This is a genomic window from Sporosarcina sp. FSL K6-1508 (assembly GCF_038007465.1).
Classification (GTDB): Bacteria; Bacillota; Bacilli; order Bacillales_A; family Planococcaceae; genus Sporosarcina; species Sporosarcina psychrophila_B.
Window position 1 is genome coordinate 4,092,591 of record NZ_JBBOXF010000001.1, and the last position, 23,154, is coordinate 4,115,744.

The 23,154-nt window shown below is 42.2% G+C and carries 25 protein-coding genes; 6 read left to right on the forward strand and 19 right to left on the reverse strand.

Annotation, left to right across the window (positions count from 1 at the left end):
* Positions 1-58: 58 nt before the first annotated feature.
* The 5 genes from MKZ11_RS21045 to MKZ11_RS21065 form a co-directional block, all read right to left on the reverse strand.
* A complete protein-coding gene (locus MKZ11_RS21045; RefSeq protein WP_340796301.1) occupies positions 59-466 on the reverse strand; it encodes a conserved phage C-terminal domain-containing protein in 408 nt (135 codons plus the stop codon).
* A complete protein-coding gene (locus MKZ11_RS21050) occupies positions 463-702 on the reverse strand; it encodes a hypothetical protein (protein WP_340796302.1) in 240 nt (79 codons plus the stop codon). Before MKZ11_RS21050 ends, MKZ11_RS21045 begins: the two co-directional genes overlap by 4 nt.
* A gap of 729 nt (positions 703-1,431) precedes the next feature.
* Complete coding sequence (locus tag MKZ11_RS21055; protein WP_340796303.1) at positions 1,432-2,040, reverse strand: response regulator transcription factor; 609 nt, start codon at positions 2,038-2,040, stop codon at positions 1,432-1,434.
* A complete protein-coding gene (locus MKZ11_RS21060; RefSeq protein WP_340796304.1) occupies positions 2,037-3,161 on the reverse strand; it encodes a sensor histidine kinase in 1,125 nt (374 codons plus the stop codon). The genes MKZ11_RS21055 and MKZ11_RS21060 overlap by 4 nt, the downstream gene beginning before the upstream one ends.
* Before the next feature lie 16 nt (positions 3,162-3,177).
* Positions 3,178-4,311 carry a DUF418 domain-containing protein gene (locus MKZ11_RS21065; protein WP_340796305.1) on the reverse strand — a complete coding sequence of 378 codons (1,134 nt, stop codon included), beginning with the start codon at positions 4,309-4,311 and terminating at the stop codon, positions 3,178-3,180.
* Between the two features lie 396 nt (positions 4,312-4,707).
* On the opposite strand from MKZ11_RS21065, the gene MKZ11_RS21070 reads away from it, so the two are divergent.
* Entirely contained in the window at positions 4,708-5,532 is an 825-nt protein-coding gene (locus MKZ11_RS21070) for an aldo/keto reductase (protein ID WP_340796306.1), read from the forward strand.
* Positions 5,533-5,595: 63 nt separating this feature from the next.
* On the opposite strand, the gene MKZ11_RS21075 is transcribed toward MKZ11_RS21070, so the two are convergent.
* The 4 genes from MKZ11_RS21075 to MKZ11_RS21090 form a co-directional block, all read right to left on the reverse strand.
* Entirely contained in the window at positions 5,596-6,486 is an 891-nt protein-coding gene (locus tag MKZ11_RS21075) for a 3-hydroxyacyl-CoA dehydrogenase (RefSeq protein ID WP_340796307.1), read from the reverse strand.
* A gap of 736 nt (positions 6,487-7,222) precedes the next feature.
* Complete coding sequence (locus tag MKZ11_RS21080) at positions 7,223-8,503, reverse strand: cation:dicarboxylate symporter family transporter (RefSeq protein WP_340796308.1); 1,281 nt, start codon at positions 8,501-8,503, stop codon at positions 7,223-7,225.
* 181 nt (positions 8,504-8,684) lie between these two features.
* The gene (locus tag MKZ11_RS21085) at positions 8,685-9,575 is read right to left on the reverse strand and encodes a response regulator (protein WP_340797077.1); all 891 of its coding nucleotides are present in this window, start codon (positions 9,573-9,575) and stop codon (positions 8,685-8,687) included.
* 11 nt (positions 9,576-9,586) lie between these two features.
* Positions 9,587-10,852 carry an ATP-binding protein gene (locus tag MKZ11_RS21090; protein WP_340796309.1) on the reverse strand — a complete coding sequence of 422 codons (1,266 nt, stop codon included), beginning with the start codon at positions 10,850-10,852 and terminating at the stop codon, positions 9,587-9,589.
* A 197-nt stretch (positions 10,853-11,049) separates the two neighbouring features.
* Here MKZ11_RS21090 and MKZ11_RS21095 point away from each other — a divergent pair, with 197 nt between their 5' ends.
* Complete coding sequence (locus tag MKZ11_RS21095; protein ID WP_340796310.1) at positions 11,050-11,322, forward strand: alpha/beta-type small acid-soluble spore protein; 273 nt, start codon at positions 11,050-11,052, stop codon at positions 11,320-11,322.
* Positions 11,323-11,414: 92 nt separating this feature from the next.
* Here the strand turns inward: MKZ11_RS21095 and MKZ11_RS21100 are convergent, their stop codons facing one another.
* Both MKZ11_RS21100 and MKZ11_RS21105 read right to left on the reverse strand, forming a co-directional pair.
* The gene (locus MKZ11_RS21100; RefSeq protein WP_340796311.1) at positions 11,415-11,666 is read right to left on the reverse strand and encodes a DUF3886 domain-containing protein; all 252 of its coding nucleotides are present in this window, start codon (positions 11,664-11,666) and stop codon (positions 11,415-11,417) included.
* 19 nt (positions 11,667-11,685) lie between these two features.
* The gene (locus MKZ11_RS21105) at positions 11,686-12,870 is read right to left on the reverse strand and encodes an acetyl-CoA C-acetyltransferase (RefSeq protein WP_340796312.1); all 1,185 of its coding nucleotides are present in this window, start codon (positions 12,868-12,870) and stop codon (positions 11,686-11,688) included.
* 77 nt (positions 12,871-12,947) lie between these two features.
* Between MKZ11_RS21105 and MKZ11_RS21110 the strand changes: the two genes are divergently transcribed.
* Both MKZ11_RS21110 and MKZ11_RS21115 read left to right on the forward strand, forming a co-directional pair.
* Positions 12,948-13,850 carry a hydroxymethylglutaryl-CoA lyase gene (locus MKZ11_RS21110; RefSeq protein WP_340796313.1) on the forward strand — a complete coding sequence of 301 codons (903 nt, stop codon included), beginning with the start codon at positions 12,948-12,950 and terminating at the stop codon, positions 13,848-13,850.
* A 15-nt stretch (positions 13,851-13,865) separates the two neighbouring features.
* Positions 13,866-14,792 carry an alpha/beta hydrolase gene (locus MKZ11_RS21115; RefSeq protein WP_340796314.1) on the forward strand — a complete coding sequence of 309 codons (927 nt, stop codon included), beginning with the start codon at positions 13,866-13,868 and terminating at the stop codon, positions 14,790-14,792.
* A gap of 404 nt (positions 14,793-15,196) precedes the next feature.
* Here MKZ11_RS21115 and MKZ11_RS21120 read toward each other — a convergent pair whose 3' ends face one another.
* The 6 genes from MKZ11_RS21120 to yneA all read right to left on the reverse strand — a co-directional run bounded on the left by MKZ11_RS21120 (position 15,197) and on the right by yneA (position 19,615).
* On the reverse strand, positions 15,197-15,439 hold the full coding sequence (locus MKZ11_RS21120; RefSeq protein WP_340796315.1) for a YneF family protein: 243 nt from the start codon (positions 15,437-15,439) through the stop codon (positions 15,197-15,199).
* Positions 15,440-15,642: 203 nt separating this feature from the next.
* Complete coding sequence (gene sirA, locus MKZ11_RS21125; protein WP_340796316.1) at positions 15,643-16,092, reverse strand: sporulation inhibitor of replication protein SirA; 450 nt, start codon at positions 16,090-16,092, stop codon at positions 15,643-15,645.
* 176 nt (positions 16,093-16,268) lie between these two features.
* On the reverse strand, positions 16,269-18,275 hold the full coding sequence (gene tkt / locus MKZ11_RS21130; RefSeq protein WP_340796317.1) for a transketolase: 2,007 nt from the start codon (positions 18,273-18,275) through the stop codon (positions 16,269-16,271).
* A 75-nt stretch (positions 18,276-18,350) separates the two neighbouring features.
* Positions 18,351-18,584, reverse strand: coding sequence for a DUF896 domain-containing protein (locus tag MKZ11_RS21135; protein ID WP_340796318.1), 234 nt, complete (start codon positions 18,582-18,584; stop codon positions 18,351-18,353).
* Between the two features lie 63 nt (positions 18,585-18,647).
* Positions 18,648-19,310 carry a YneB family resolvase-like protein gene (locus MKZ11_RS21140; protein WP_340796319.1) on the reverse strand — a complete coding sequence of 221 codons (663 nt, stop codon included), beginning with the start codon at positions 19,308-19,310 and terminating at the stop codon, positions 18,648-18,650.
* On the reverse strand, positions 19,307-19,615 hold the full coding sequence (gene yneA, locus MKZ11_RS21145) for a cell division suppressor protein YneA (RefSeq protein ID WP_340796320.1): 309 nt from the start codon (positions 19,613-19,615) through the stop codon (positions 19,307-19,309). The genes MKZ11_RS21140 and yneA overlap by 4 nt, the downstream gene beginning before the upstream one ends.
* A gap of 204 nt (positions 19,616-19,819) precedes the next feature.
* Here yneA and lexA point away from each other — a divergent pair, with 204 nt between their 5' ends.
* Positions 19,820-20,440 carry a transcriptional repressor LexA gene (gene lexA, locus MKZ11_RS21150; protein WP_340796321.1) on the forward strand — a complete coding sequence of 207 codons (621 nt, stop codon included), beginning with the start codon at positions 19,820-19,822 and terminating at the stop codon, positions 20,438-20,440.
* Positions 20,441-20,576: 136 nt separating this feature from the next.
* Here the strand turns inward: lexA and MKZ11_RS21155 are convergent, their stop codons facing one another.
* Positions 20,577-21,839, reverse strand: coding sequence for a methionine gamma-lyase family protein (locus tag MKZ11_RS21155; protein ID WP_340796322.1), 1,263 nt, complete (start codon positions 21,837-21,839; stop codon positions 20,577-20,579).
* Positions 21,840-21,984: 145 nt separating this feature from the next.
* Between MKZ11_RS21155 and MKZ11_RS21160 the strand changes: the two genes are divergently transcribed.
* Positions 21,985-22,584: a trimeric intracellular cation channel family protein gene (locus MKZ11_RS21160; RefSeq protein ID WP_340796323.1), complete on the forward strand. Its 600-nt coding sequence runs from the start codon at positions 21,985-21,987 to the stop codon at positions 22,582-22,584.
* A gap of 322 nt (positions 22,585-22,906) precedes the next feature.
* Here the strand turns inward: MKZ11_RS21160 and hfq are convergent, their stop codons facing one another.
* Complete coding sequence (gene hfq, locus MKZ11_RS21165; RefSeq protein WP_340796324.1) at positions 22,907-23,134, reverse strand: RNA chaperone Hfq; 228 nt, start codon at positions 23,132-23,134, stop codon at positions 22,907-22,909.
* Between the last annotated feature and the right edge of the window lie 20 nt (positions 23,135-23,154).

Sequence of the window (23,154 nt, forward strand, 5' to 3'; positions counted from 1 at the left end):
ACACTTTTTTCAATCTGCTCCTGACACGCCATCCGTTACGCCTCCCCTTTGCTAAAGTCTAATTCGAGTGGCTTTGGTGAACTGCTTTCTGGCAAGTCACTGCCCTCGATTCTTCCAAATAGTTTTCAAAATTCGTCGCATTGAATAATGTGGAAGGACGTAAATACTTCTGCCAATGTGGATCATCCAGCCAGTTCTTCGCTTTCGTGTCAATGGCCTTTTTGCAATCCGCCACTGTGTACCCTTCAGAGAAACGCCCCTTCACCAATCGTGCTGTCGCCTTCGAGGAAGCTTTGAATTGCTTGTTTGCTATATCATTTAAATACTCAATGACAGATACAACGTCGAGATCGTTCTCGACAAGGTTTTTTTTAATACTCTTAACCTCTTTGGTTATTGCTAGGGGCATTTTGCCCTCTGTAGAGGGGGCAATCTGCACTTCCTCTTGGGGTGATTCTGCCGTCATCGAAGGCGCAAGTTGCACCGACTGCCCTTGCAGCTTTGTATAACAGACCAAAACGGGAACTCTTCGTTTTTCCACTCTTCATATGTTTTGTAAACCCACTTATGCCCATCCCGCACATTTGGCGAGATGAGCAATTTAAAATGCAGTTGCTGAAGTAAAACAGCCGCGTTTAATCCCACTTCCACTGCTAGCGACGGAAGCACTGGAAGTGGCGACTCTTTAATTAATAAATTCATCACGAATCCTCCTCAAATGAAGTACAAAAACGCAGGGCGCCTGTTTAGATGCGACAGGCACAAGGCAAGCATGCGAAGCGACGCTTTTTGCCGCACAGCAGGATTGACTTGTGACCTGAGCGTCTTTTGCCTAGACGAACGCTACCTTCACTCTTTATATAGACAATTCATTCGAAAAAGGATACAGCTTGATGAAATTTATTTTTTCTTCACGATGGTAATGATTACTGCCATAAGAATGAACCACTCGTTGCCAATGAGTTTACCAATGGGGTGACGTCAAGAAAGTACAAATTTATACCGTTAAAGATTTTGAAAGATTAAAGCGCTTTTGAGGAAATCAGTTATTTTAATTTCAAGAAATAATCAGAAGGGATGATTGATTATCACGTGTATGAATTTATTGTATCATGCACAGGTAAGGGTCAATTAAGTTTTTAAATAAGTAATTTTTATCTCCCCCATTTTTCACATCAATCACTTTAAAACGTTTGCAAACGAGTAACATATCATCCGTGAATTCCATCCACGCCTAATTGTGCAAAGTAATCAGGTTCAATCCCGAATTGCCACACACTCACTGACTGTGGTCTAGCTTGGTTCTTTCAATACGCATTCCAGTATGTCTGCGCTGCTTGAATCATAATGCGTAGCGTACCTCCATTATCTTTACTCCTGCTCAATTGAAAGGTCCGATTCGGAAAACATGTTTGCAAAGAAATAGGCCAACTACTCAATCCAACCTTTTTCCAACGCAATCTGCACCGCTTCTGACCTGGATTCCGCTTCCAACTTCTGAATGGCTGATGAGACGTAGTTCCGTACTGTTCCTTTCGTCAAGAACAGTGTTTTGCTAATATCGTCCGTTGTCAGCCCATCTTTCGTCAAACGCAGTACATCTGCCTCCCTTTCGCTAAGTGGGTTCTTCTCCTGCATGAATAGGATTGCCGACAGATCTGTACTGATGACCCTTTCTCCCTTCATTACCCGGCGGATTGATTGGATAAGGTAGTCAATCGGTTCATCTTTCAACAAATAGCCTTCCACTTGCACATCCATCGCTTTTTGCAGATAGCCTGGACGGGCGAATGTCGTAACAATAATGATTTTACAAGGCAGCCGGTCTTCACGGACTTTTCGGGCAACTTCTAAACCACTCAGATTTGGCATTTCAATGTCTAAGATACATACGTCAGGGACAAGTTGCCTGATTGAGTCATAAGCTATTTTCCCATCGGATACGGCAGCAATCACATCGATATCCTGTTCGAACTGTAATAAAGAAGTGAAAGCGCTACGAACCATCTGTTGGTCTTCCGCAATGAGTATTCGAATCATTCCAGGACTCTCCTTTCATGATGACTTACTGGTAGACGAAGCGAAACGCTAGTACCACCTGGCACATAATCTTCCACAGTGACACTTCCAAGTATCGCCTGCATCCGTTCTTTCATCGTTTGCGTACCCATTCCGTTTTTCATCTGCTGTAAACCGATTCCGTTATCAACGACTTGAACATGGTATGTATCACTTTCCACACGTAGCTTAATCAGACAATGGGTAGCCTCGCTATGCTTAATAACGTTCGTTACCGCTTCGCGCAATGAAAGGCTAAGCATCGTTTCTTCTACGCTAGAAAGAAGGGAAGGCGCTTCCTCTACTTCTACCGTCGCATCAATTCCAGCTTGCGTCAGTATATGCCGCAGCTGCTCAACTTCTTTATTCAACGGAATGAATTTCATTTCAGAGACTAGCTCTCTCACTTGTTTCAATGCGATTCTTGACGATGATAAAATATCCACTAACTCTCTTTTGGCCTGTTCCACATCACGATCAATCCATTTGGCGCTTAGCTCGCTTTTTAGTTTAATCATCGTTAATGTTTGCCCTAATGTATCATGGAGATCTCTTGCAATGCGATGCCTCTCCTGTTCCTCGATGGACTGTTGCTCAAGCTGATGATTGGCTACGAGCAATTCATCCTTCAAATGCATATTTTTATCCTGAATGTAAATCAACAGAGGGAAACCCATTTGCAGAATCATGATGGGCAAAAGGACCGAATGCTCCCATCCGAATCCCATATCGAATGTCGTGAAAAAAACGATTAGGAACATGGCACCAATCGCCGCTATGCCTATTCCGCGGTGCCAGTGACTAGTTGCTCTTCCCAAGAAATCCGCAAAACTGAATCCGAACAGTAGTACAGCTGGTTTAATGAGTACCCCAAGGACAGTGAGGATAGCAAGGCCTACTAACACAGCTAGCAGCAATCTCCCGTCCCGATACCATAAACCAATATAGAACGTGAAGAGAAAGATAGCTAACAAAGCTAGGCGCAAAGGCATTCCTAAGACAGTTTCTGTTTCAAGAACGATAAAAAACAGGAAGACCAGAGAAATTGCATCGACGATCAAATAATGTTTCATTTGTTCTTTCGGGTAAATCTTCACGTTCATATCGCCTTCCCCCTTTTCATCTCATTGAAAGCGTCCCAAGAACCCGCCTGCGGATTGTTTCCATTGGTCCGAATGCAAAATACCTGTGCCAGACCGAAGCAAATAGAAGTTGAATCATTGAAATGCATAACCAAATCCCAATGATTTGCAACGCACTTAATTTCCCCCCCAACCCAAATCCCCAACTATAGAATAAAACCGAAGCGATAATATTTTGCATGACATAGCAGCTTAGCGACATCTTTCCAGCATTTTCAAAGAGTTGCCAAAAGCCGTCCCATTTCTTCCATTCTACCATTTTCGAAATAATAGCGACATAGCCAAGTGCCATCAAAGGGGCAAACAGATAACGAACCGGCATATCAAAAACACCGCCCGGAATGAAAATAAAAAGATTCAAAGGGATTCCAATGAAAATACCTAATTTCAACAGTTTACTCCGCTGATGTCGCCCCTTTTCAGTAGGCGAAAAAACCTCTGCGCGCATCATCCGAACTCCCAACAAGAAGAGGAAAATATTCATCGGGATAATAAAGATGGCTTCCGCCCTGAGTAAGAGAAAATTGGACAGGCGATAGTCGACTTGTTGGAACCATGACCCGTTTTGATACAAGGCAGTTACTTCTTGGAAGCTCCCGAGCGACATATTTGCGCCAAGCAAGCCAAGTAGTAGAACCGACAGAATGACAACAACGTGAAAGCCTCCAAATCCCCACATTGCCCTGCTAATCGAACGATTTCCACCTTTTATAACGAAAGCGACAATGACGGCTGTCACTCCGTAGCTCATTAAAATATCGTATTCCATGACAAATACAAAATGCAGGAACCCTTCCGCAATGAGAAAGGCGGATGTCCAAAGATAAACACCTGGCCACGCTTTTCCATTTCGCAAAGCTTGCCGATACTTCAATTCGACACCAACGCCAAACATGATCGTTAGCAAACCTAATAACTTTCCATTCACTAAAAATAAAACAAACATACGGATTAAGTCATCGGTCTCCGATCTCCCTGCAAAGTCCAAAGTGGTAATCGCCCCTAAATCACCTAGATGGGCAAATATCCAAATATTTGTTCCGAGCGTTCCTAATACTGCAAAACCGCGTAAAATGTCCAATAATCTTATTCTATTACGATGCGTTCCCATAGTAATCTCCCTCCAGCTTAAGTTGTTGTCTTCATTGTAGCTGTCAGGAAGTCCATCGCATATTCACAGGTGTAAGAAAATGATGATGACAGGTGTCATATCCGAACAGCTAATGAGGCTTCAATTTCCATAACGTTACAAATTCAATCGTTTTTATTCCAATGCACTTCTTCGAACAAGTTAAAAAGACCTTAGCAGATAGTAGCAAAGATCTTTGGTGGCATAAACCATTTTTTTATAACTTTTCAAAACAGGAACCATTGTCCAAGTTTTGTTGCGTCTTAAGGTTGTAAGCTTACTACCTTGAGATATTTTCACCTCATGCACACCTCAAAAAATTCAATTTTCTAAAACCTATGATAAACTAATAGAATAGCAAAGAAAGGAAGCGATCTTATGCAATTTAAAACACTAAACAACGGACTCGATATCCCACAACTTGGCTACGGTGTGTGGAAAATCCCTGATGAGGAAGCAAAAACTGCAGTGGAACAAGCACTGGAAGCTGGCTATCGTTTGATTGATACCGCAAAAATTTATCGCAATGAAGTTGGCGTCGGAAAAGCACTTGCCACGAGCAATGTGCCACGAGAGGAACTATTCATTACAACCAAACTTTGGAATGCTGATCAAGGCTATGAAAATACACTAAAAGCATTCGATGAAAGTCTTGAAAAACTAGCTCTCGATTATGTCGATCTTTATTTAATTCATTGGCCCACACCTATGTATGATACGTATGTTGAATCATACAAGGCATTAGAAACGATTTATAAAGATGGCCGTGCAAAGGCAATAGGAGTCTGCAACTTTGATATCGAGCATTTACAACGAATCATAACTGAATGCGAAATAATGCCAACTGTGAACCAAGTAGAGTGTCACCCCTATTTACAGCAAATAGAACTCAAGGAGTTTTGTAAAGAACAGGGCATTCTATTTGAAGCATACAGCCCATTAATGAACGGTACCAAGGTTTTACAAGATCCTGTAATTCAGGAAATTGCAAATCACTACGGCAAAACACCAGCCCAAGTCATTCTGCGCTGGCATATTCAATCAGATGTCGTTGCCATTCCTAAAACTGTGAATCCTTCACGAATGGACGAAAACTTAAACGTATTTGACTTTGAATTAAGTAACGCGGATCTAAATAAGATTGCGACACTTGACCGCAATGAGCGCCATAATGCAGTACCTAGCGAATTAAACAACCGTTAAGTGCAGACAAAAAAATAAGGAGCTGCCCTACTTAATGGCTAGCTCCTTCCTGTTTATTACCGATTAAGCCTTTAAAAAATCTGCATCCAAGTAACGAGGATTCGGATATTTATAAAAGCCTTCACCCGTTCCTTGCCCTGTCTTCCCTTGATCGAGGAATTGTGATTTTAGCATATCAGCAAGCGGTTGTTTAGTAGGATCTGCTTGCGCTTGTGCTAAAACAATATTGTATGCAGTTTGAATACCGACAACATCTAAAATAGCAAAAGGTCCCATTGGTGCTCCTGTAGCAATCATCCACGTTTTATCGATGGTTTCCGGGTCAGCCACACCTGTTGCCCATAATCCTTGTCCCGCACTCAAAAAAGGCACTAAAAGAGAGTTTAAAATATAACCGGGTTGTTCTTTTTTGACATGAAGAGGAATCATTCCAATCGATTTCGCGAACTCGATGACTTGTTGGGCGATGCTTTCATCTGTGCCCGCATGTCCCATTATTTCAGCTGTATTCTTTTCCCAAACTTCATTGGCGAAGTGAAGTGCTAAGAATTTTTCAGGACGCCCTGTATAATCAGCAAATTGACTTGGCACCATCGTCGAAGAGTTCGACGCAAAAATCGCTTTCTCGGGCGCGACTTTTGCAAGTTCTTCATAAAAACTCTTTTTAATAGCTACGATTTCAGGTATTGCTTCAATAACCAAATCCGCATCCTTAACAGCTTCGGCTAAATTTGCACTAAATGTAAAGCGTCCAAGTGTTTTCTCAGCTTTTTCTGCATCTTTAAAGAAATTCGCATAAACCTCTTTTAAACTTGCCAGACGTTCTTCGGCTTTTACGAGCGCTTCTTCATTAATATCATAAACAGTTACATTGTAACCGTGAAATGCGGTTTGGAAAGCAATTTGACTTCCTAATACACCGCTTCCTGCAACAGTAATATTTTTAAAATCCATTTGATTCGACTCCTTTATCAGCATTATTTACTATACAAGTAATGCTACTCTTATAAAAAAGCAAGTCAATTCAAATGCACTGCTGATACTTATATTACAATGGGTGTATAAAACCGTCGAATCACCTTTTCCAATCAGAGGTTTATAACCAGTTCTCCCCTCCTTTTTTACTAGGCAATCGAGTTCTCGCGATTATTTAATAAACTTTCGTTTTAATGAGGTTTATCCTCATTCACTACGGGTATACATAGAACACAAGGCGGAACTACCGAAAGATGAACCTGATAGACGAGTAACCTACAGGCGATTCTGAGGATGAAATGCACAGCCTTGGCGGAAAATTTGCTTTGCTGACGATCGGTACACTTGTCAAGGACCGTGTTCACAGGTTCAAATCTCGATGTGGTAACCAAGCAGTAAGCGTTAAGTTTTTTGTAAAAGTGCAACTTGAAGACTGACTTAAAAACAGATCGCGTGTCAAACATCTTGCGACTGTATCGTCACTTTGGTCAGCCCAATCAAACTGCACTGACGAGTGTTTAACTAATAATCGTCAGAAAGAACAGTTTGCGTAATTGAAAAAACCATCAAATTTTCCGAGTGCACCCCCTTTTTATCGGGGAATGGAAAAAGCATGATCCTCTACTGAGGGTCATGCTTTTTTCGTGCTATATATTGAACAAATGAATCCCTTATATCAACTGGGCAAAGTCGCTTACCAAGGGGTAACGATTTTTTATACGCTCACGCTAGGTTTACCAATTTCCGCAAGATATTCTTTCTCCTTCGCACCATCAAATCGACCTTCCCACTTAGACATCACAACGACTGCCAATGAGTTGCCGATTACATTGACAACTGTTCTTGCCATATCTAGAATTCTGTCGATTCCTGCGATGAAAGCAAGTCCTTCAAGCGGAATCCCTACAGTTCCAAGTGTCGCCAGTAGTACGACAAAAGAAACGCCCGGTACACCGGCAATCCCTTTAGATGTAACCATCAACACGACCATCAATGTAATTTGTTGCATAATGCTTAATTCGATTCCGTACATTTGCGCGATGAAGATCGCTGCAAGCGCTTGATAAAGTGTAGACCCATCCAAGTTAAATGAATAACCTGTAGGAATGACAAAGGATACGATGTCTTTCGGGCATCCGAATTTCTCCATCTTCTCCATTACTTTTGGCAATACCGTTTCTGAACTTGACGTCGAGTATGCCAAAAGTAGTTCATCTTTCAATACTTTGATAAGGTGGAAAACGCTTGTCCCACACATTTTCGCAATAGCTCCTAAAACCACTACGATAAAGAATGCCATGACTGCGTACACTAGGACGAGTAATTTCCCCAGTGGTATCAACGACTCCAACCCAAATTTTGAAACGGTTACCCCTATTAGTGCAAACACACCAAATGGTGCAAACTTCATAATAAGATTCGTTACCCAGAACATCGCATCGGCAGTTCCCTGGAAGAAGGCCAGTATTGGCTCCCCTCTTTTACCAATTGCCGCAACACCCAAACCAAACAGGACAGAGAAGAAAATAATTGCGAGCATGTCGCCCTCAGCCATCGCTTGAATAATATTGCTTGGAACAATGTTCACAATTATATCCATAAAGCCATTATTGGATACTTCTTCAGTTGTTTGTACGTATTGCGAAATATCCCCTTTTTCCATTGTGGACATATCCAAACCTACACCAGGTTTAAATAGATTCGCTGCCAGTAAACCAACAATAATCGCAACTGTTGTAACGATTTCAAAGTAAAGAAGTGTTTTTCCACCTAACTTACCTAATTGTTTTAAATCGCCTGTACCCGCGACTCCGACGATTAAGGTTGAAATAATAATAGGTACAACAATCATTTTAATCATCCGGATGAACATATCCCCGATTGGCTGCAAATATGTTTCAACCGCCGGGTTTCCAAAGAATATTGCCCCGATCGTAATCCCTAAGATCAACCCAAGTAGAATTTGATACGCTAATGTAAATTTAAATTTCTTCATTTACCCACCTCTTTTCAAAAATGAAAACGCTTACTCATTCGTTTTTTAGAACATGTAAGCAATTATAAGTGGGCATTACGAAATCCAACAAAATCCGACAATTTCCCTCAATCAATTATTTAGAACCTTCACAGTAATTGATTTAAACCCCGTCTCTTATTATTGAACGAAGTTTTAAAGATCAAGGTTGATTGTACTTTTCGGCGGTGTCGAGGTATAACACTTGAAGGAATTTTTTTATATTAATCTTCACTTTTGTCGGTTCATTGGTGTTTTCATCAATCTCTTTCATCCGTCGCCGAATTTCCTCAAATTCAAAATAGCGCGGTGCAAAATATTCAAACTTTGGATTCATGTAATCCATTGTTCCTAACGAAGCAAAATTCGTGACTGCTGTCAGTATCGTTCTGCGGATTCGCTGTTCAATCGACTTGCATTCCTTCTTTATATCCTTATCGTCTGTTTTATATGAACTAGCTACAGCCTCGTAAAGATCTTTTAAGGAAGGCAATTGACTCCCTGTCTCTTTTCGGTTCATTAAAAACTCCATCATCAAAACCATATCCTTACTCCCAGGTTCACTGATGATCCCTAACTCATTTAACAGTGAAAAAACACATTCTTTAATAGTTTGCTTCTTAGGTAATACGGTGGTTGAGCCAATATGAGCCAGTGATTCCCGGATAGCTAATAAAGAATTTTTTAGACGCGATTGTTCTACCATTTTCTTTAGGATACTTTGCACTTCAACACGATTAATTGGTTTATGTATAAAGAACTCCACACCTTTGCCGTAGGCTTCCCCTACCATTTCCTTATTCACAATTTGTGAAATCATTATAAATTGGCCTTGGAATCCTTGCGTTCTTAATTGTTCCATCGTTTCAATTCCGTCTAGTTCAGGCATTAATAAATCAATCAAGACAAAATCGGGATTTGTGGAATGTATGAGCGGGAGAGACTTCACTCCGCTTTCCGCCTCACCAATTACGACGCCAAGTTCGCCTTCCGTAATAATTTTCGACAACATTTTCCGACTGGCTGTATCGTCATCTACAATAAAATACTGCAACTTCATTCAACTCACTTTCTAAGCTTCTTTGTTGGAATTTGGATTCGGAAAAACGTCTCTTCACCTGAAGACTCAACTTGGATTCGGCCTTCAAGCGTCTGAATAATATGTTGCACATGAGACAAGCCTATTCCTGTTGCGGCAACGCCGTGATTATTAAATTTCGTCGTATAACCCGCTTCAAATATGATTGGCAAATCCTCTTCCTGAATGCCTTCTCCCGTATCCTTTAGTATGAAACAGGTATGCGCCATTTCTTCAAATATCGTTAATTCAATTTCGCCTTTTTGCTCAATTGACTCAACAGCGTTTGCAGTAAGGTTATTCAAAAGAGCAAGAAGCGGAATTTGTTGAGTCGTTTCGAAATCAACAGAAAGAGATAAATGGAAAGTGATTTTTTTTCTTAACAAAACACTATATTTTTCATTTGCTGTAACGACCAAACTGAGCACTTCGGAAAGCAAGCGAACGTTATTCCTTTTTTCTGTCGATATACTGGAAATTCCTGAAAGAATCCGCTGTGTGTCTTTTTTCACTTCGTGTATTTCTTGTGTGATAAGCAATGCTTGCACGCTTAACTCTTGTAGGTTTTCCTTTTTCAATTTTCGATACAACTCATGGCTTGCTGCTGTAATCTGTTCAATATGATCCAATGATTTTTGCAGATAAAGACTTTCCGCATAGAGGTCTGCCCCCACGCCAAGCATCTCTTGCACCTGTTTCTTTTGTTCAGAGACCGTGATCATGCTATAAAGACCAACAACAAAAAAACTGCGGAATAATGCCATTCCACCTACTAATGCCCACTCCTGCATACCTAAATCTACATGCGTTGATAATAAGTAGCGCATAAGATGCTCTGCACCATTTCCAATGAATTCGAATAAGAAAGCCCATGCCCCTAAAAACAACGGAGACGCTTTGTAGGATTCTATCTTAATAATGCTAAATCCGATTGCAAATAGTAAATAATACAAGAAAGCAGGAAAATGGTTTTGTAAACTTGCAAAAAAAGAAATATGCTCATTCGTAAGATCGCTAATTAGGCGAAAACAAACGACAGTTAGTCCGGTGATGAAACCCGTCCGAATCAAGGGAATTGAAGGACGAATAAGAATAAGTAAAAAAAATGCAATGCTCCCTAATCCGAATCGAAAATTCTCACCGTTAAAAGGAATCACTTTAATTTCACTAGCAATTGCAGTCAATAAGGCGATTACAACGTAAGAAACGCCAGTAGTCCCGATAGGTTTCTTAAGTTTGCTTATAAAAAACATTATTTTCTCCTTTATTACATCTCACACTGATTTATTTAGTTTATTATCAACCTATTTAGTGAAAAATGAAAGGAAGAAAATTTGGCTGCTTGTGAAGGAACAAGCTGAATTCAATTTTATGACGGTTGGCATTTCATCAATTTGCGGTTGTGATTTTTCGATTTCTGGGAACACTACTGTTTGAAGGAGGAGATAAAATGGCTAGCAAGAATAGAATTTTAGTGCCTGATGCACGACCAGCGTTGGATAGACTAAAGGCAGATGTCATGCATGCACAAGGGTACAATGTAGATAAATCTGCACCTGATGACGTTAAATTCGAAATCGCAGAGGAACTTGGCATTCCATTTTCTAAAGAATATAACGGAAAACTGACGTCGGAACAAGCGGGGAAAATCGGTGGACCAATTGGCGGCAATATGGTAAAAGAAATGGTGAGAATGGCACAAGAGCAAATGGCGAAGAAATGAAATGATGGTCGGTCACTCTGTCGCGCTCGTTGGATTATTTAGGAATGGGAGCACCTAGAAAAGCACCGGCCAACTTGCAGCCGGTGCACCTATTAGAACTTGGATCCAGTATCTCCATACTCTTTGAGTAGTTCTCCAAAGCTTTTGTTCTTCTCACGTTCTTTCCGCTCAAGGCGAAGTTGCTCTTGACGCTCCTCTTCTTTCGTTTCTTCCGCGGCTGATAATGCTTTTTTCGCCGCTTTCAATTTTTCAAGAATATCATCATCAAGTGCATCGGAAAATACCGATGTCCCATTGTCTCTCTTTTTCGGCTGTGGTGCAGTTTGTTTACGTTTTTTCGCCATTTTTTTCACCTGCTTTCGTTCATGGTCGTGTAACGATGGTTGCGACACCCTGTCCCCCGCCAATACACAGTGTGGCAAGACCCGACTTTACATCACGACGTTTCATTTCGTGAAGAAGTGTAACCAAGATACGCGCCCCACTCGCCCCGATCGGATGGCCAAGTGCAATTGCACCGCCATTGACATTCAGTTTTGATTCATCAAATTCAAGTTCTTTTCCTACCGCGATTGATTGTGCGGCGAATGCTTCGTTCGCTTCAATTAAATCAATTTCGGCTAGTTGCATATTTGCTTTAGTCAGTGCTTTTTTAACCGCTTGCACAGGACCCAGTCCCATAACGGACGGATCGACGCCTGCATTCCCATTCGCGGCAATTGTAGCGAGTGGCGTTAAGCCAAGCTCGTCAGCTTTTTCTTTTGACATAATAACAAATGCAGCTGCACCATCGTTAATGCCTGATGCATTTCCTGCAGTTACGCTTCCATCCTTTTTGAAAGCCGGTCGCAGTTTTCCAAGCTTGTCAGCAGTCGTTCCTGCTTTGACATATTCGTCTTGATTGAATATGAGTGGATCGCCTTTGCGCTGTGGAATCTCAATTGCAACGATTTCCTCTGCGAAAGTGCCGGCTTCAATTGCTGCCGCCGCTTTCTGTTGTGATTTTGCTGAAAATCCATCTTGTTCTTCGCGAGTTATTTCGTAACGGTCACATAGATTTTCAGCCGTGGTCCCCATATGATAATCATTAAATGCACACCATAGACCGTCTGAAATCATACTATCGATTATTTTTTGGTCACCCATTTTAAAGCCTTCACGGCCATTTTTCAGTAAGTAAGGTGCTTGGCTCATATTTTCCATTCCGCCTGCAACAATAATATCTGCATCTCCTGCAAGGATTGCCTGGCGGGCAAGATGGACAGCCTTTAATCCAGAACCGCATACTTTGTTGATGGTCAGAGCAGGAACAGTTTCAGGAAGTCCCGCTTTCATCGCAGCTTGCCGAGCCGGATTTTGACCGAGCCCTGCTTGCAATACATTCCCCATGATTACTTCGTCGACGCTCTCCGGCGCTACCCCAGCGCGTTTGAGAGCTTCTTTTATGACCGTTGCTCCGAGATCAGTTGCAGGTATATCTTTCAACGAACCAAGGAACGACCCGATTGCAGAACGAACTGCACTGATGATGACGACTTCATTCGACATTTCTTTTCCCCCTATTCCCTTATTTAAGTTGCCTGTATATGCATCCCTTCATTACAATATACTAGAGGAGGGATGATATGTTCATTTTACCAAACAACGTTACAATTATCGAGGTTGGTCCGCGCGATGGACTGCAAAACGAAAAGAAGCATGTCGATGAAAACGACAAGCTGGCATTTATTGAAGCTTTACAAGGGGCAGGCATTCAGGAAATGGAGCTGACTTCGTTTGTATCTCCAAAATGGGTGCCGCAAATGGCGGATGCAAAAACAATTGTAGAAAAGACAAAGAAAGTCGGCAGGCAATTCGTCCTTGCACCAAATGAAAAAGGCGCCGAGCTTGCAATTGAAGCGGGTGCACGCAGTATTGCCGTGTTCGTCGGGGTAAGCAATACATTTAACACTAAAAATATTAACCGAACAACCGCTGAAAGCATCGACGCGCTTGAGCCCGTCTTTGCGAAACTGAAAATAGATGGCATTTTTATCCGGGCTTGCATCTCCACTGCGTTTTATTGTCCGTATGAAGGGAAGATAGAGATAGAGGATGTCGTAGCACTTTGTAAACGATTTGTCGCTATGGGAGCCGATGAGCTAAGTGTAGCGGATACGATTGGGAAAGCGAATCCGCGTGAAAGTTATGAGTTGTTTAAGACATTGAAGAAAGAACTACCTGACGTCCTATTAACAGCTCATTTCCACGATACACGCAAAATGGCGATAGCAAATATTTTTGCTTCGCTACAAGCAGGCATTGACCGATTTGATACATCTGCGGGCGGCTTAGGTGGGTGCCCCTTCGCTCCTGGTGCAACGGGCAATGTTGCGACTGAAGATGTAGTCAACATGCTCGATGCGCTTGGCATCGAAACAGGCGTTGATGTGAAAAAAGTTTGTGAAGCAGTCCAAGTGATTGCGCCGCATGTGTCGCGGCCAATTGACACAGGAATGTACAGATTGTTTGAGAACGATCAACTGTAAAAGGAGTTGAGTGGGTTGAAACGGCGCGTTCTTTATATAACCGGTGTGATTTCTAGTACATTCACTGCGTTACTGGCCATTTTTGGAATTGTCTCCACGAATAGGCTGATGTTTTTGAAGTTGAAGGATTCCAATTTTATTTTAGAACGAGAAATAATTTCAAAACGATTTGATGAACATTGGTATGAAACAGTGCGCAAAGATGATATGTGGATTAAGTCACCAAACGGTTATTTATTGAGGGCGATATTTCTGAAACCACTTGAAACGGCGAAAACCGTGATCATTTGTCACGGTGTAACCGAAAATAAGATTAATTCAATGAAATATGCTCGTCTTTTCGAACGGCTTGGTTTTAACTCTGTCGTCTATGATCATCGACGGCACGGGGACTCAGGCGGAAAGACAACGAGTTTCGGGTATTATGAAAAAAATGACTTGCAGGCGATTGTCCATGCCGTGCGGCAACGGATTGGAAAAAGAGCTTTGCTTGGCATCCATGGCGAATCAATGGGTGCTGCAACAACAATTTTGTATGCGGGTACATTTAAAGATGAAGCAAATTTCCATATCGTCGATTGTCCATTTTCGGACTTTTCCGAACAGATTCTTCATATTTTAAGAAAAAATACTCCTATACGCTCATCCATGGCTCTGCGTATTGCCAACGTTTTTCTTAAAATGCGTGACGGTTATACGCTGAACTTGGTCTCACCGCGTGAAGTAGTTAAAAACATTGTGAAACCTGTTCTTTTCATCCATAGTATGGAAGATGATTTCATCCTTCCCTATATGACGGAAGAATTGTACGCAGCAAAACAAGGTGACAAAATGCTGAAGCTCTTTCAAAAGGGTACCCACGCCAAATCGTTCAATGACAATCCGATGCAATACGAAAAGACAGTACAGGAGTTTCTAGGGCGATTCGGTTTCAGAGACTAAGAAAACATCCATTCAGGGAGCTGAATGGATGTTTTTTCTATTCATTTGCCAGACGTTTGTATCACGACCGATCATAAATCCTCACCAACCGATCGTATTAGCTGCACGACCGCCCATATCCCCTCAACAACCGATCATATCAACCCCGCGACCGCCCATATCTCCTCAACAACCGATCATATCAGCCTCGCGACCGCCCCATCCCCCCTCGCCATCTGGTAACTCATCCTCAATCCAAGACCCAGTAACTTACAAACAACAAAAAACCACCTTTCCTGTCAAAACTTCAACAGAAAAAGTGGTTTACTAATTAGTTGGCAGAAAGATTAACCTATGTACAATACATTGCAGGTTGTCTTTTCACTACTCTTTTACAAACTATATGATGACTGGATTGCTTTTAATTACTTTTTAGTCTTTTTATCTTTTTTGTCACTCACTTTGTTCATTTGTGCCATCATTTGATTAATTTTCTTTTGTGAGGGTTTTTGTCCCATTTGCATCATCATCATACGTAACATGTCTTCATTAATCGGCGGGTTATCTTTCAAATATTTCATCATATATTGACGTGCAATGAAAAATCCGAGGGCCACACCTGCTAATAGCGCGACGATGATCAAAACGATCCACCATACTGTAGTCATCCGCTATACCTCCTCTACTTCAGTTATTCGATTTTACTCAACCATGATGAATTATACAACATTGTACTAGTGAATAGCAATGGACCGTAATTAAATATTCTAATCATCACATAATATGGAATTATACTTGCTACTATTTGGACAGACAAATAGACCCTTTTATACAAGTCGGGTCCTTTTGTCTGTGTATCTGATTTTTGTTTTTATAGATATGCAGCTTCTTCATATGCACGAAAGTCAGTCGTTTTGACAGGTTTAAGCCATCCCCATTCCCCGTGACCGTCCATGACAGCGAAGAAACGATCAGCTGCGCCTGACAACGCAACAAACAAATCCAAGTCCAGCATACGGGATCCATCGCAATATACATTAAGTGAATATGATGATAGCGAAATAAGAATGGATCCTTTGACGGGATGCGTCAGTTTGTATTCCCCGTTTCTGGATTCAATCGATGTGAATCCTTCACCTAAGTTTGCAATAATGGCTTCATCAATCATTTTCTCTTCAAGTTTGTCACATAAGTAATGGACTTCAAGCATACAATCATTCTGTTGCTCATCCTCTTTTAATAGGTCATACAAGAGCCGTTCACGTCCAATGACGAATGGCTGGTACGCTTCTTTCACTTTATAAATTCCGTATGATCGCAAAATCGCCACCCCCTAGTAATAAGCCTACATTAGTTGATTTAAAAAGGATGTCACATTGCGGAATGGACGAACACTATTATTGTCGGAAAATACGGATAACTAAAGATTCCGTTAAAACCTTCAAAAAAGCAGCTCCATTTGCCAAAGAATCTTAGGCAAACAGAGCTGCTTCATTTTTAGTTATTGATTAACATTTTTACCGTAGCAAGGACATTTTCTTCTGTAAAGCCGAATTCTTTAATGACAGTATCTCCAGGTGCACTCGCTCCGAACGTGTCGATTGCAATCATCGCACCTTCATCACCAATGTATTTATGCCAACCAAATGACACACCCATTTCGATACCAAGACGTTTTTTCACATCTTTCGGCAATACACTTTGTTTGTATGCGTCGTCTTGTTTCTCAAACAGATCCCATGATGGCATAGAAACGACAGATACATCGATTCCTTCAGCCAGCAATTTCGCTTGTGCCGCAACTGCAAGACTTACTTCAGAACCAGTTGCAATCAAAATTGCATCTGCTTGTTCTTTATTAGCAGGTGAAACGGTGTAAGCACCTTTTTTGACGCCTTCCATTGCAAGCTCTGCTGATTTCGGAAGGACAGTCAAGTTTTGACGAGATAATACTAGCGCAGTCGGCGCATTCTTCGATGACACGGCAATGTTCCAGGCAGCGGCAGTTTCGTTCGCATCTGCTGGTCGAATAACCGAAAGACCCGGCATTGCACGGAGTGAAGCAAGATGTTCAACCGGTTCATGTGTAGGGCCGTCTTCACCGACGGCTACGCTGTCATGTGTGAATACGTATGTGACCGGTATACCCATAAGGGATGAAAGACGGATTGCAGGACGCACGTAGTCACTGAATACGAAGAACGTTCCGCCGAATACATGTAAACCACCATGCAAAGTCATTCCATTTAACGCGGTTCCCATTGCGAATTCACGTACACCGAACCAAATATTCCGACCGGCATAATTTGCAGGAAGGAAATCCCCTGATCCTTTGATCGTCGTTTTGTTGGAACCTGCAAGATCCGCACTTCCGCCGAAGAATGATGGAAGCTGTTTAGCAATTGCATTGATGGCGTCGCCGGATGCAGAACGTGTCGCGTGTGATGAACCCGCTTCATACGTCGGCAATGATTTCTCGAAGCCTTCCGGCAATTTGCGGTCAATCGCATCTTTCAATTGCTTCGCAAGATCCGCATGTGTCGTTTCGTATTTTTTAAATAATGCGTTCCATTCCTGTTCTTTTTGCGCGCCTAACTTCTCAGCCGCTTCTTGGAATGTTTCATAGACACCTTCAGGAACATGGAAATCTTCATCTAGTGTCCATTCATAATATTCTTTTGTGAGTTTCATTTCATCTTCGCCAAGCGGCATGCCGTGTGCATCCGATTTTCCGGAGCGGTTTGGTGAACCATAACCAATGACCGTTTTAACTTCGATCATCGTTGGCCCTCCGACATTGCCTTTCGCTTCTTCAATTGCTGTCGAAACGAGGCCAATGTTATTGCCGTCCTCAACACGGATATAGTTCCAGCCATATGACTCAAAGCGTTTACAGATATTTTCGGAGAAAGACATGTCAAGTTCACCATCGAGTGAGATGTCGTTACTATCGTACAGGACAATCAGTTTATTCAACTGCAGATGCCCTGCAAGTGAAATCGCTTCGGCTGCAACACCCTCCATAAGATCACCATCGCCGCAAAGTGCGTACGTATAATGATCGACTACGTCAAAACTTGGTTGGTTGTACGTCGCTGCAAGGTGTTTTTCCGCCATTGCCATTCCGACTGCCATACCAATACCTTGTCCGAGTGGGCCAGTCGTAGCTTCAACGCCGACTGTATGGCCATATTCTGGATGCCCAGGAGTTTTGGAGTCCCATTGTCTAAAGTTCTTGATTTCCTCCATAGGAAGACCGTAGCCTCCAAGATGAAGCAGGCTGTATAGAAGCATCGAACCGTGTCCCGCTGAGAGGACAAAGCGATCGCGGTTAAACCATTGCGGATTCGAAGGGTTATGGTGCATATGCTTTGTCCAAAGTGTATAGGCCATTGGAGCAGCGCCCATCGGCAATCCCGGATGTCCGGAATTCGCTTTTTCGATTGCATCAATTGAGAGTGTACGGATAGTGTTAATGGCTAGTTGGTCAATCTGTTGAGTCATTGTGTACATCCTTTCCCGTGTTGTCTATTTATCTACATATCCTAGTTTAGACAATCAGCGCCGCGAATGCAAAGGTCAGTTTAGGTATTTACCGTTACGGGCGTCTTTCACTTTGTCTGGTGTCACATCATTGCCTTCAGGATCAACCACTTTAACATTCTCAATCGTGTCTCGCATTGATGAGCGGAATGTCTCAAGATACTCTTTCCGTAATTGGGTCTGTTCTTTTGCCTCTTCGATAGATAGACCCGCCGTCTTCGATTTTTTTGAAAGTTCATTAATTCGTTTGATTTTATCAGCTGATAGCATATTATTTCCTCCATTTAGTTTTGTGTTATTAACGTATACAAAAAGAGCAGAAAGTGCAATGAATCAGCCTTCCTGCTCAACCTCATATTCTTTATACCTGCGATGTACCGTAGCTTTGCTGATATCATGCCCGAGCCCTTTCAGAACCCCTGTAATTTCTTCGTAAGTCAGCCCTTTTTCTCTCAACGAAACAATTTCACCTATCGGCACTTCAATTCGCTCACGGCCTTCTGCATTGCCTCTATTCTTCAAATTGCGTTCCGGTCGATATCCTTCTCTTACCGCACGTTTCATGCCCCGTTTGATTTTTGCATTGTGTAATTTACGCTGATATTCTTCAACGATGGCTAGAATTTCGAGTAGCATTGTATCCATTTCATTAAGCGCTATTGGCCCGCTGTCATTATGCGAATAAATCGCAGTGTCTGTTTTTGCCAGTAGATGCAACACTGCCATCCGTGCATTTCCCCGTCCAAGTCGTGTCTCATCTTGGATCAGAACCGCATCGACCTCTTCATCACGAATGTAATCCAGAAGACTTAGAAGCCCTTCACGGTCGATATCAAAACCGCTATGCTTATCTTTAAATGTTGCAACATGGTCAAGACCAAGTTCAGCTGCCAAGTCCACTAGTTCTTCTTCCTGTCTCGTCAGCGACATTTCCTGTGTTTCTTTTTCAGTGCTCACCCGGCAGTAGATGACACATTTTTCATGCTGTCCAGTCATCGATTAACACCAGCCAATTGTGTTTTATTTTTTTCAACGGTTCGTACAACAGGCAGAAGCAAATCTTCCCCTTTTTTAATAGTAGCAGATGATAGGTCATTTAAGCTCATTACCTCTTTGATCCACTTATCTGCAGGCACATTTTCGGAATGAAGATATGCGAGGTCCCAAAGGGTATCTCCTTCTGTAATGGTGATTGTTGTAATTGCCTGCTCTTGTCCATATTTATTTGCACCTATGATTGCGAAACCTATACATAAAACGATAATAAGCAGAACATAGTTATTTTTTTTAATAAAAGTCATTATAATTCCCCCTTGCGAATGTCTGTTCGGAATACCTGTTCCTATTATAGGAAATACAAAATGAAATGTCAACACTTATTAGAACCTGTGTTTGCCATTTCTATAGAGGGCTGATATAATGAATCTATTGAAAAGTCTAGATTGTCGGTGACCTATTTCACGACTTTCGGAAATTAGCAGAATATAAGGTGAGAGGTGAATGGGATGAAAAAGATTTCGAAGAGACAAGAAGATATTTTGTCTTTCATTAAATCAGAAGTGAAACAAAAAGGTTATCCACCATCCGTAAGAGAAATTGGCGAGGCTGTCGGTCTTGCATCAAGCTCAACTGTTCACGGCCATCTAGCTCGTTTGGAAAGCAAAGGCTTCATTCGAAGAGATCCGACAAAACCAAGAGCAATCGAAGTACTCGATCCGGAAGGTTTGGAAACATTAAAGCCAGGTGTTCTTCACGTGCCTCTTGTCGGTAAAGTTACGGCTGGACTGCCCATCACAGCTATTGAAAATATCGAGGAGTATTTCCCCCTTCCTGAATCCTTCGGTACTTCAGAGGACAAGCTGTTCATGCTTGAAATAGTAGGAAACAGTATGATTGAAGCCGGAATTCTCAATGGAGACTACGTTGTCGTCAAACAGCAACAGACAGCAAATAACGGGGAGATTGTTGTTGCGATGACTGATGAAGACGAAGCTACAGTCAAACGCTTCTTTAAGGAAAAAGATTATTTCCGCCTGCAACCTGAGAATGCTTCAATGGATCCTATCATTTTGGATAACGTTTCTATTCTTGGTAAAGTAGTCGGCGTTTATCGCATGATTCATTAATTTATAGTATGCAAAAGGGCTGTTTCCTTCGAAGGAAACAACCCTTTTTTATTTGGGGAATTAATATGACCGTGCCAGGCTTTGCCTTGACGGGTTCCAGCTTACCCTTCGTCTTAGCCATATCTACTAGTCAACTTTATTTGCCGATTAAGTTCTCACGAACAAGTTTACCTATAGAAGATAATACAGCCACTTTTACATGCTCGTATGTTAAGCCTCCTTGGACATACGCAGTGTAAGGCGGTCTGATTGGGCCGTCTGCAGTCAGCTCGATGCTGGAACCTTGGATGAAAGTCCCTGCTGCCATGATGACATCGTCTGTGTAGCCTGGCATATACGACGGTTCGGGGGCGTAGTGCGCATTGATGGGCGAGTTTTCTTGAATGGATCGACAGAATGCAATCATTTGGTCCGCATTCTTGAATGAGACGGTCTGAATTAGATCTGTTCTTTTTTCCGTGAAATGCGGGGATGTATCGAGCCCGAAACTTTCAAGGAGTGCGGCTGTGAATAGCGCACCTTTTACAGCTTGGCTGACAACATGAGGGGCCAGGAAAAATCCCTGGTACATCTCCCGTAGTGTATCAAGGGATGCTCCTGCTTCTGCGCCAAGGCCTGGAGAGGTCATGCGGTACGCACATTTTTCAACGAGATCGGCACGGCCTGCAATATAACCGCCTGTTCTTGCAAGACCGCCGCCTGGATTTTTAATCAGCGAGCCCGCCATCAGATCAGCACCGACTTCGGTCGGCTCTTTCTCTTCAACAAATTCACCATAGCAATTGTCGACAAAAACGACAACATCCGGATTGACAGCTTTCACTTGAAGGACCATTTCACCGATTTCATCCACCATGAAAGACGGCCGATCGGAGTAACCTTTCGAGCGCTGAATGGCTACTATTTTCGTTTTATCGTGCATGTTTTTCACGACTTCTTCAAAATTAACTGTCCCATCTTCATTCAAATCAATATGTTTATAAGTAATGCCGTAATCATGTAGCGAACCTGTATCCTTCCCTTTTCCCGATACAATGGAATCCAATGTATCATAAGGTTTCCCTGTTATATAGAGCAGTTCATCACCCGGTCTTAGAATACCGAAAAGGCTGATGGAGATTGCGTGTGTTCCGGATATGATTTGATTGCGCACAAGGCAATCCTCCGCTCCAAAAACGTCAGCATATACTTGTTCCAATACATCTCGACCCGCGTCATCATAGCCATAACCTGTTGAGCCTGTCAGATGAAAATCGCTCACCGTATTTTTACGGAACGCAGCAAGCACTTTCCGTTGATTGTAAAAAGCAGTTTTTTCGATTCCTTTAAAAAATGGTGCCAATTTCTCTTCGATTGCTTCCGCATCCTCGAATAAGAGGTCGTCTTGTTCAGTAAGCATAATGGGTATTCCTCATTTCTTTAAATAGTCACTTCATTATCTTATCAGTCTGTCCGTAGAGGTCAACGTTTACAAGGTTTTTGTCATTGATTATTAATTGTTATCTGTTAGAATTCTTAAGGGTATATTGAATGGAGGAAATGAAGTGGCTTGGGATGTTTTTAGTTTTATCGGTACGGCAGCATTCGCTATCTCGGGCGCAATTGTTGCGATGGAAGAGGAATATGATATTTTTGGCGTTTATATATTGGGTATGGTCACTGCTTTTGGCGGTGGTGCAGTTCGTAATGTTTTAATAGGTGTGCCTGTCTCTGTATTATGGGATCAGCAATTCTTATTTTTTGTAGCAAGTATTTTGATAACCATTATTTTCTTTTTTTCTAGGTATCTTCTTTCACATTGGAATAGATGGGGTAATTACTTTGATGCAATCGGATTGGCTGCATTCGCCATTCAAGGCGCCATGCTAGCCATATCACTGAACATGTCACTTTATGCAGTTATGGTTGCAGCAGTTTTAACAGGAGCTGGCGGTGGTGTCATCCGTGACTTGCTCGCAGGAAGGAAGCCACTCGTCTTCAAACGGGACATCTACGCAGTGTGGGCTGCACTCGCCGGTCTTATAGTCGGCCTCGGGCTATTTAAGAGTGATCTGGCACTTTATGCGTTACTCGTGATGACAGCCGGTCTTCGCATTTTCTCGCTTGTTTTCCAATGGAAACTGCCTAACGGAAAAATTCATTAATAAGAAAAGCGCAAGCGCCTTGGTAGACCCGACAGGCATAAGTCGATCCAGCGACGTGGCGGTCTTTGCCACATAGCTGGATTGCTTATGTCCCGAGGGGCTAGGCGCTGGAGCTAGACACTGCTCCAGGTTGAAAAACTTATATTTTCTTATCTTTAAACAAAGCGGAAGCGCCTGTTACAAAGGAACACAGCCTAAGTACGCCGCGTCCTGCGGCAATGGCTGCGTGACCCACATCATGTGGGCCTCCGTGCCTCTAGGTGCTGGCGTCTAAACGTAAATAAAAGCGGAACGGGGTTTTTACTCCCTGTTCCGCTTTTGTTTACACCGTTTCATCTTTTAATATAACCGGTTTCGATGGGACATATGTGGAAATCGCATGTTTATAAATCAGTTGTTGCTTGCCGTCTGATTCAAGCAGGACGGTATAATTATCATACGATTTAATAAGTCCTTTCAATTGAAATCCATTCAGTAAGAATACCGTTACAAATGTATTATTCTTACGTAACGAGTTTAAAAAGATTTCTTGCATGCTTCCTTGTTTCATACGCCAAGTCCTCCAGTTGT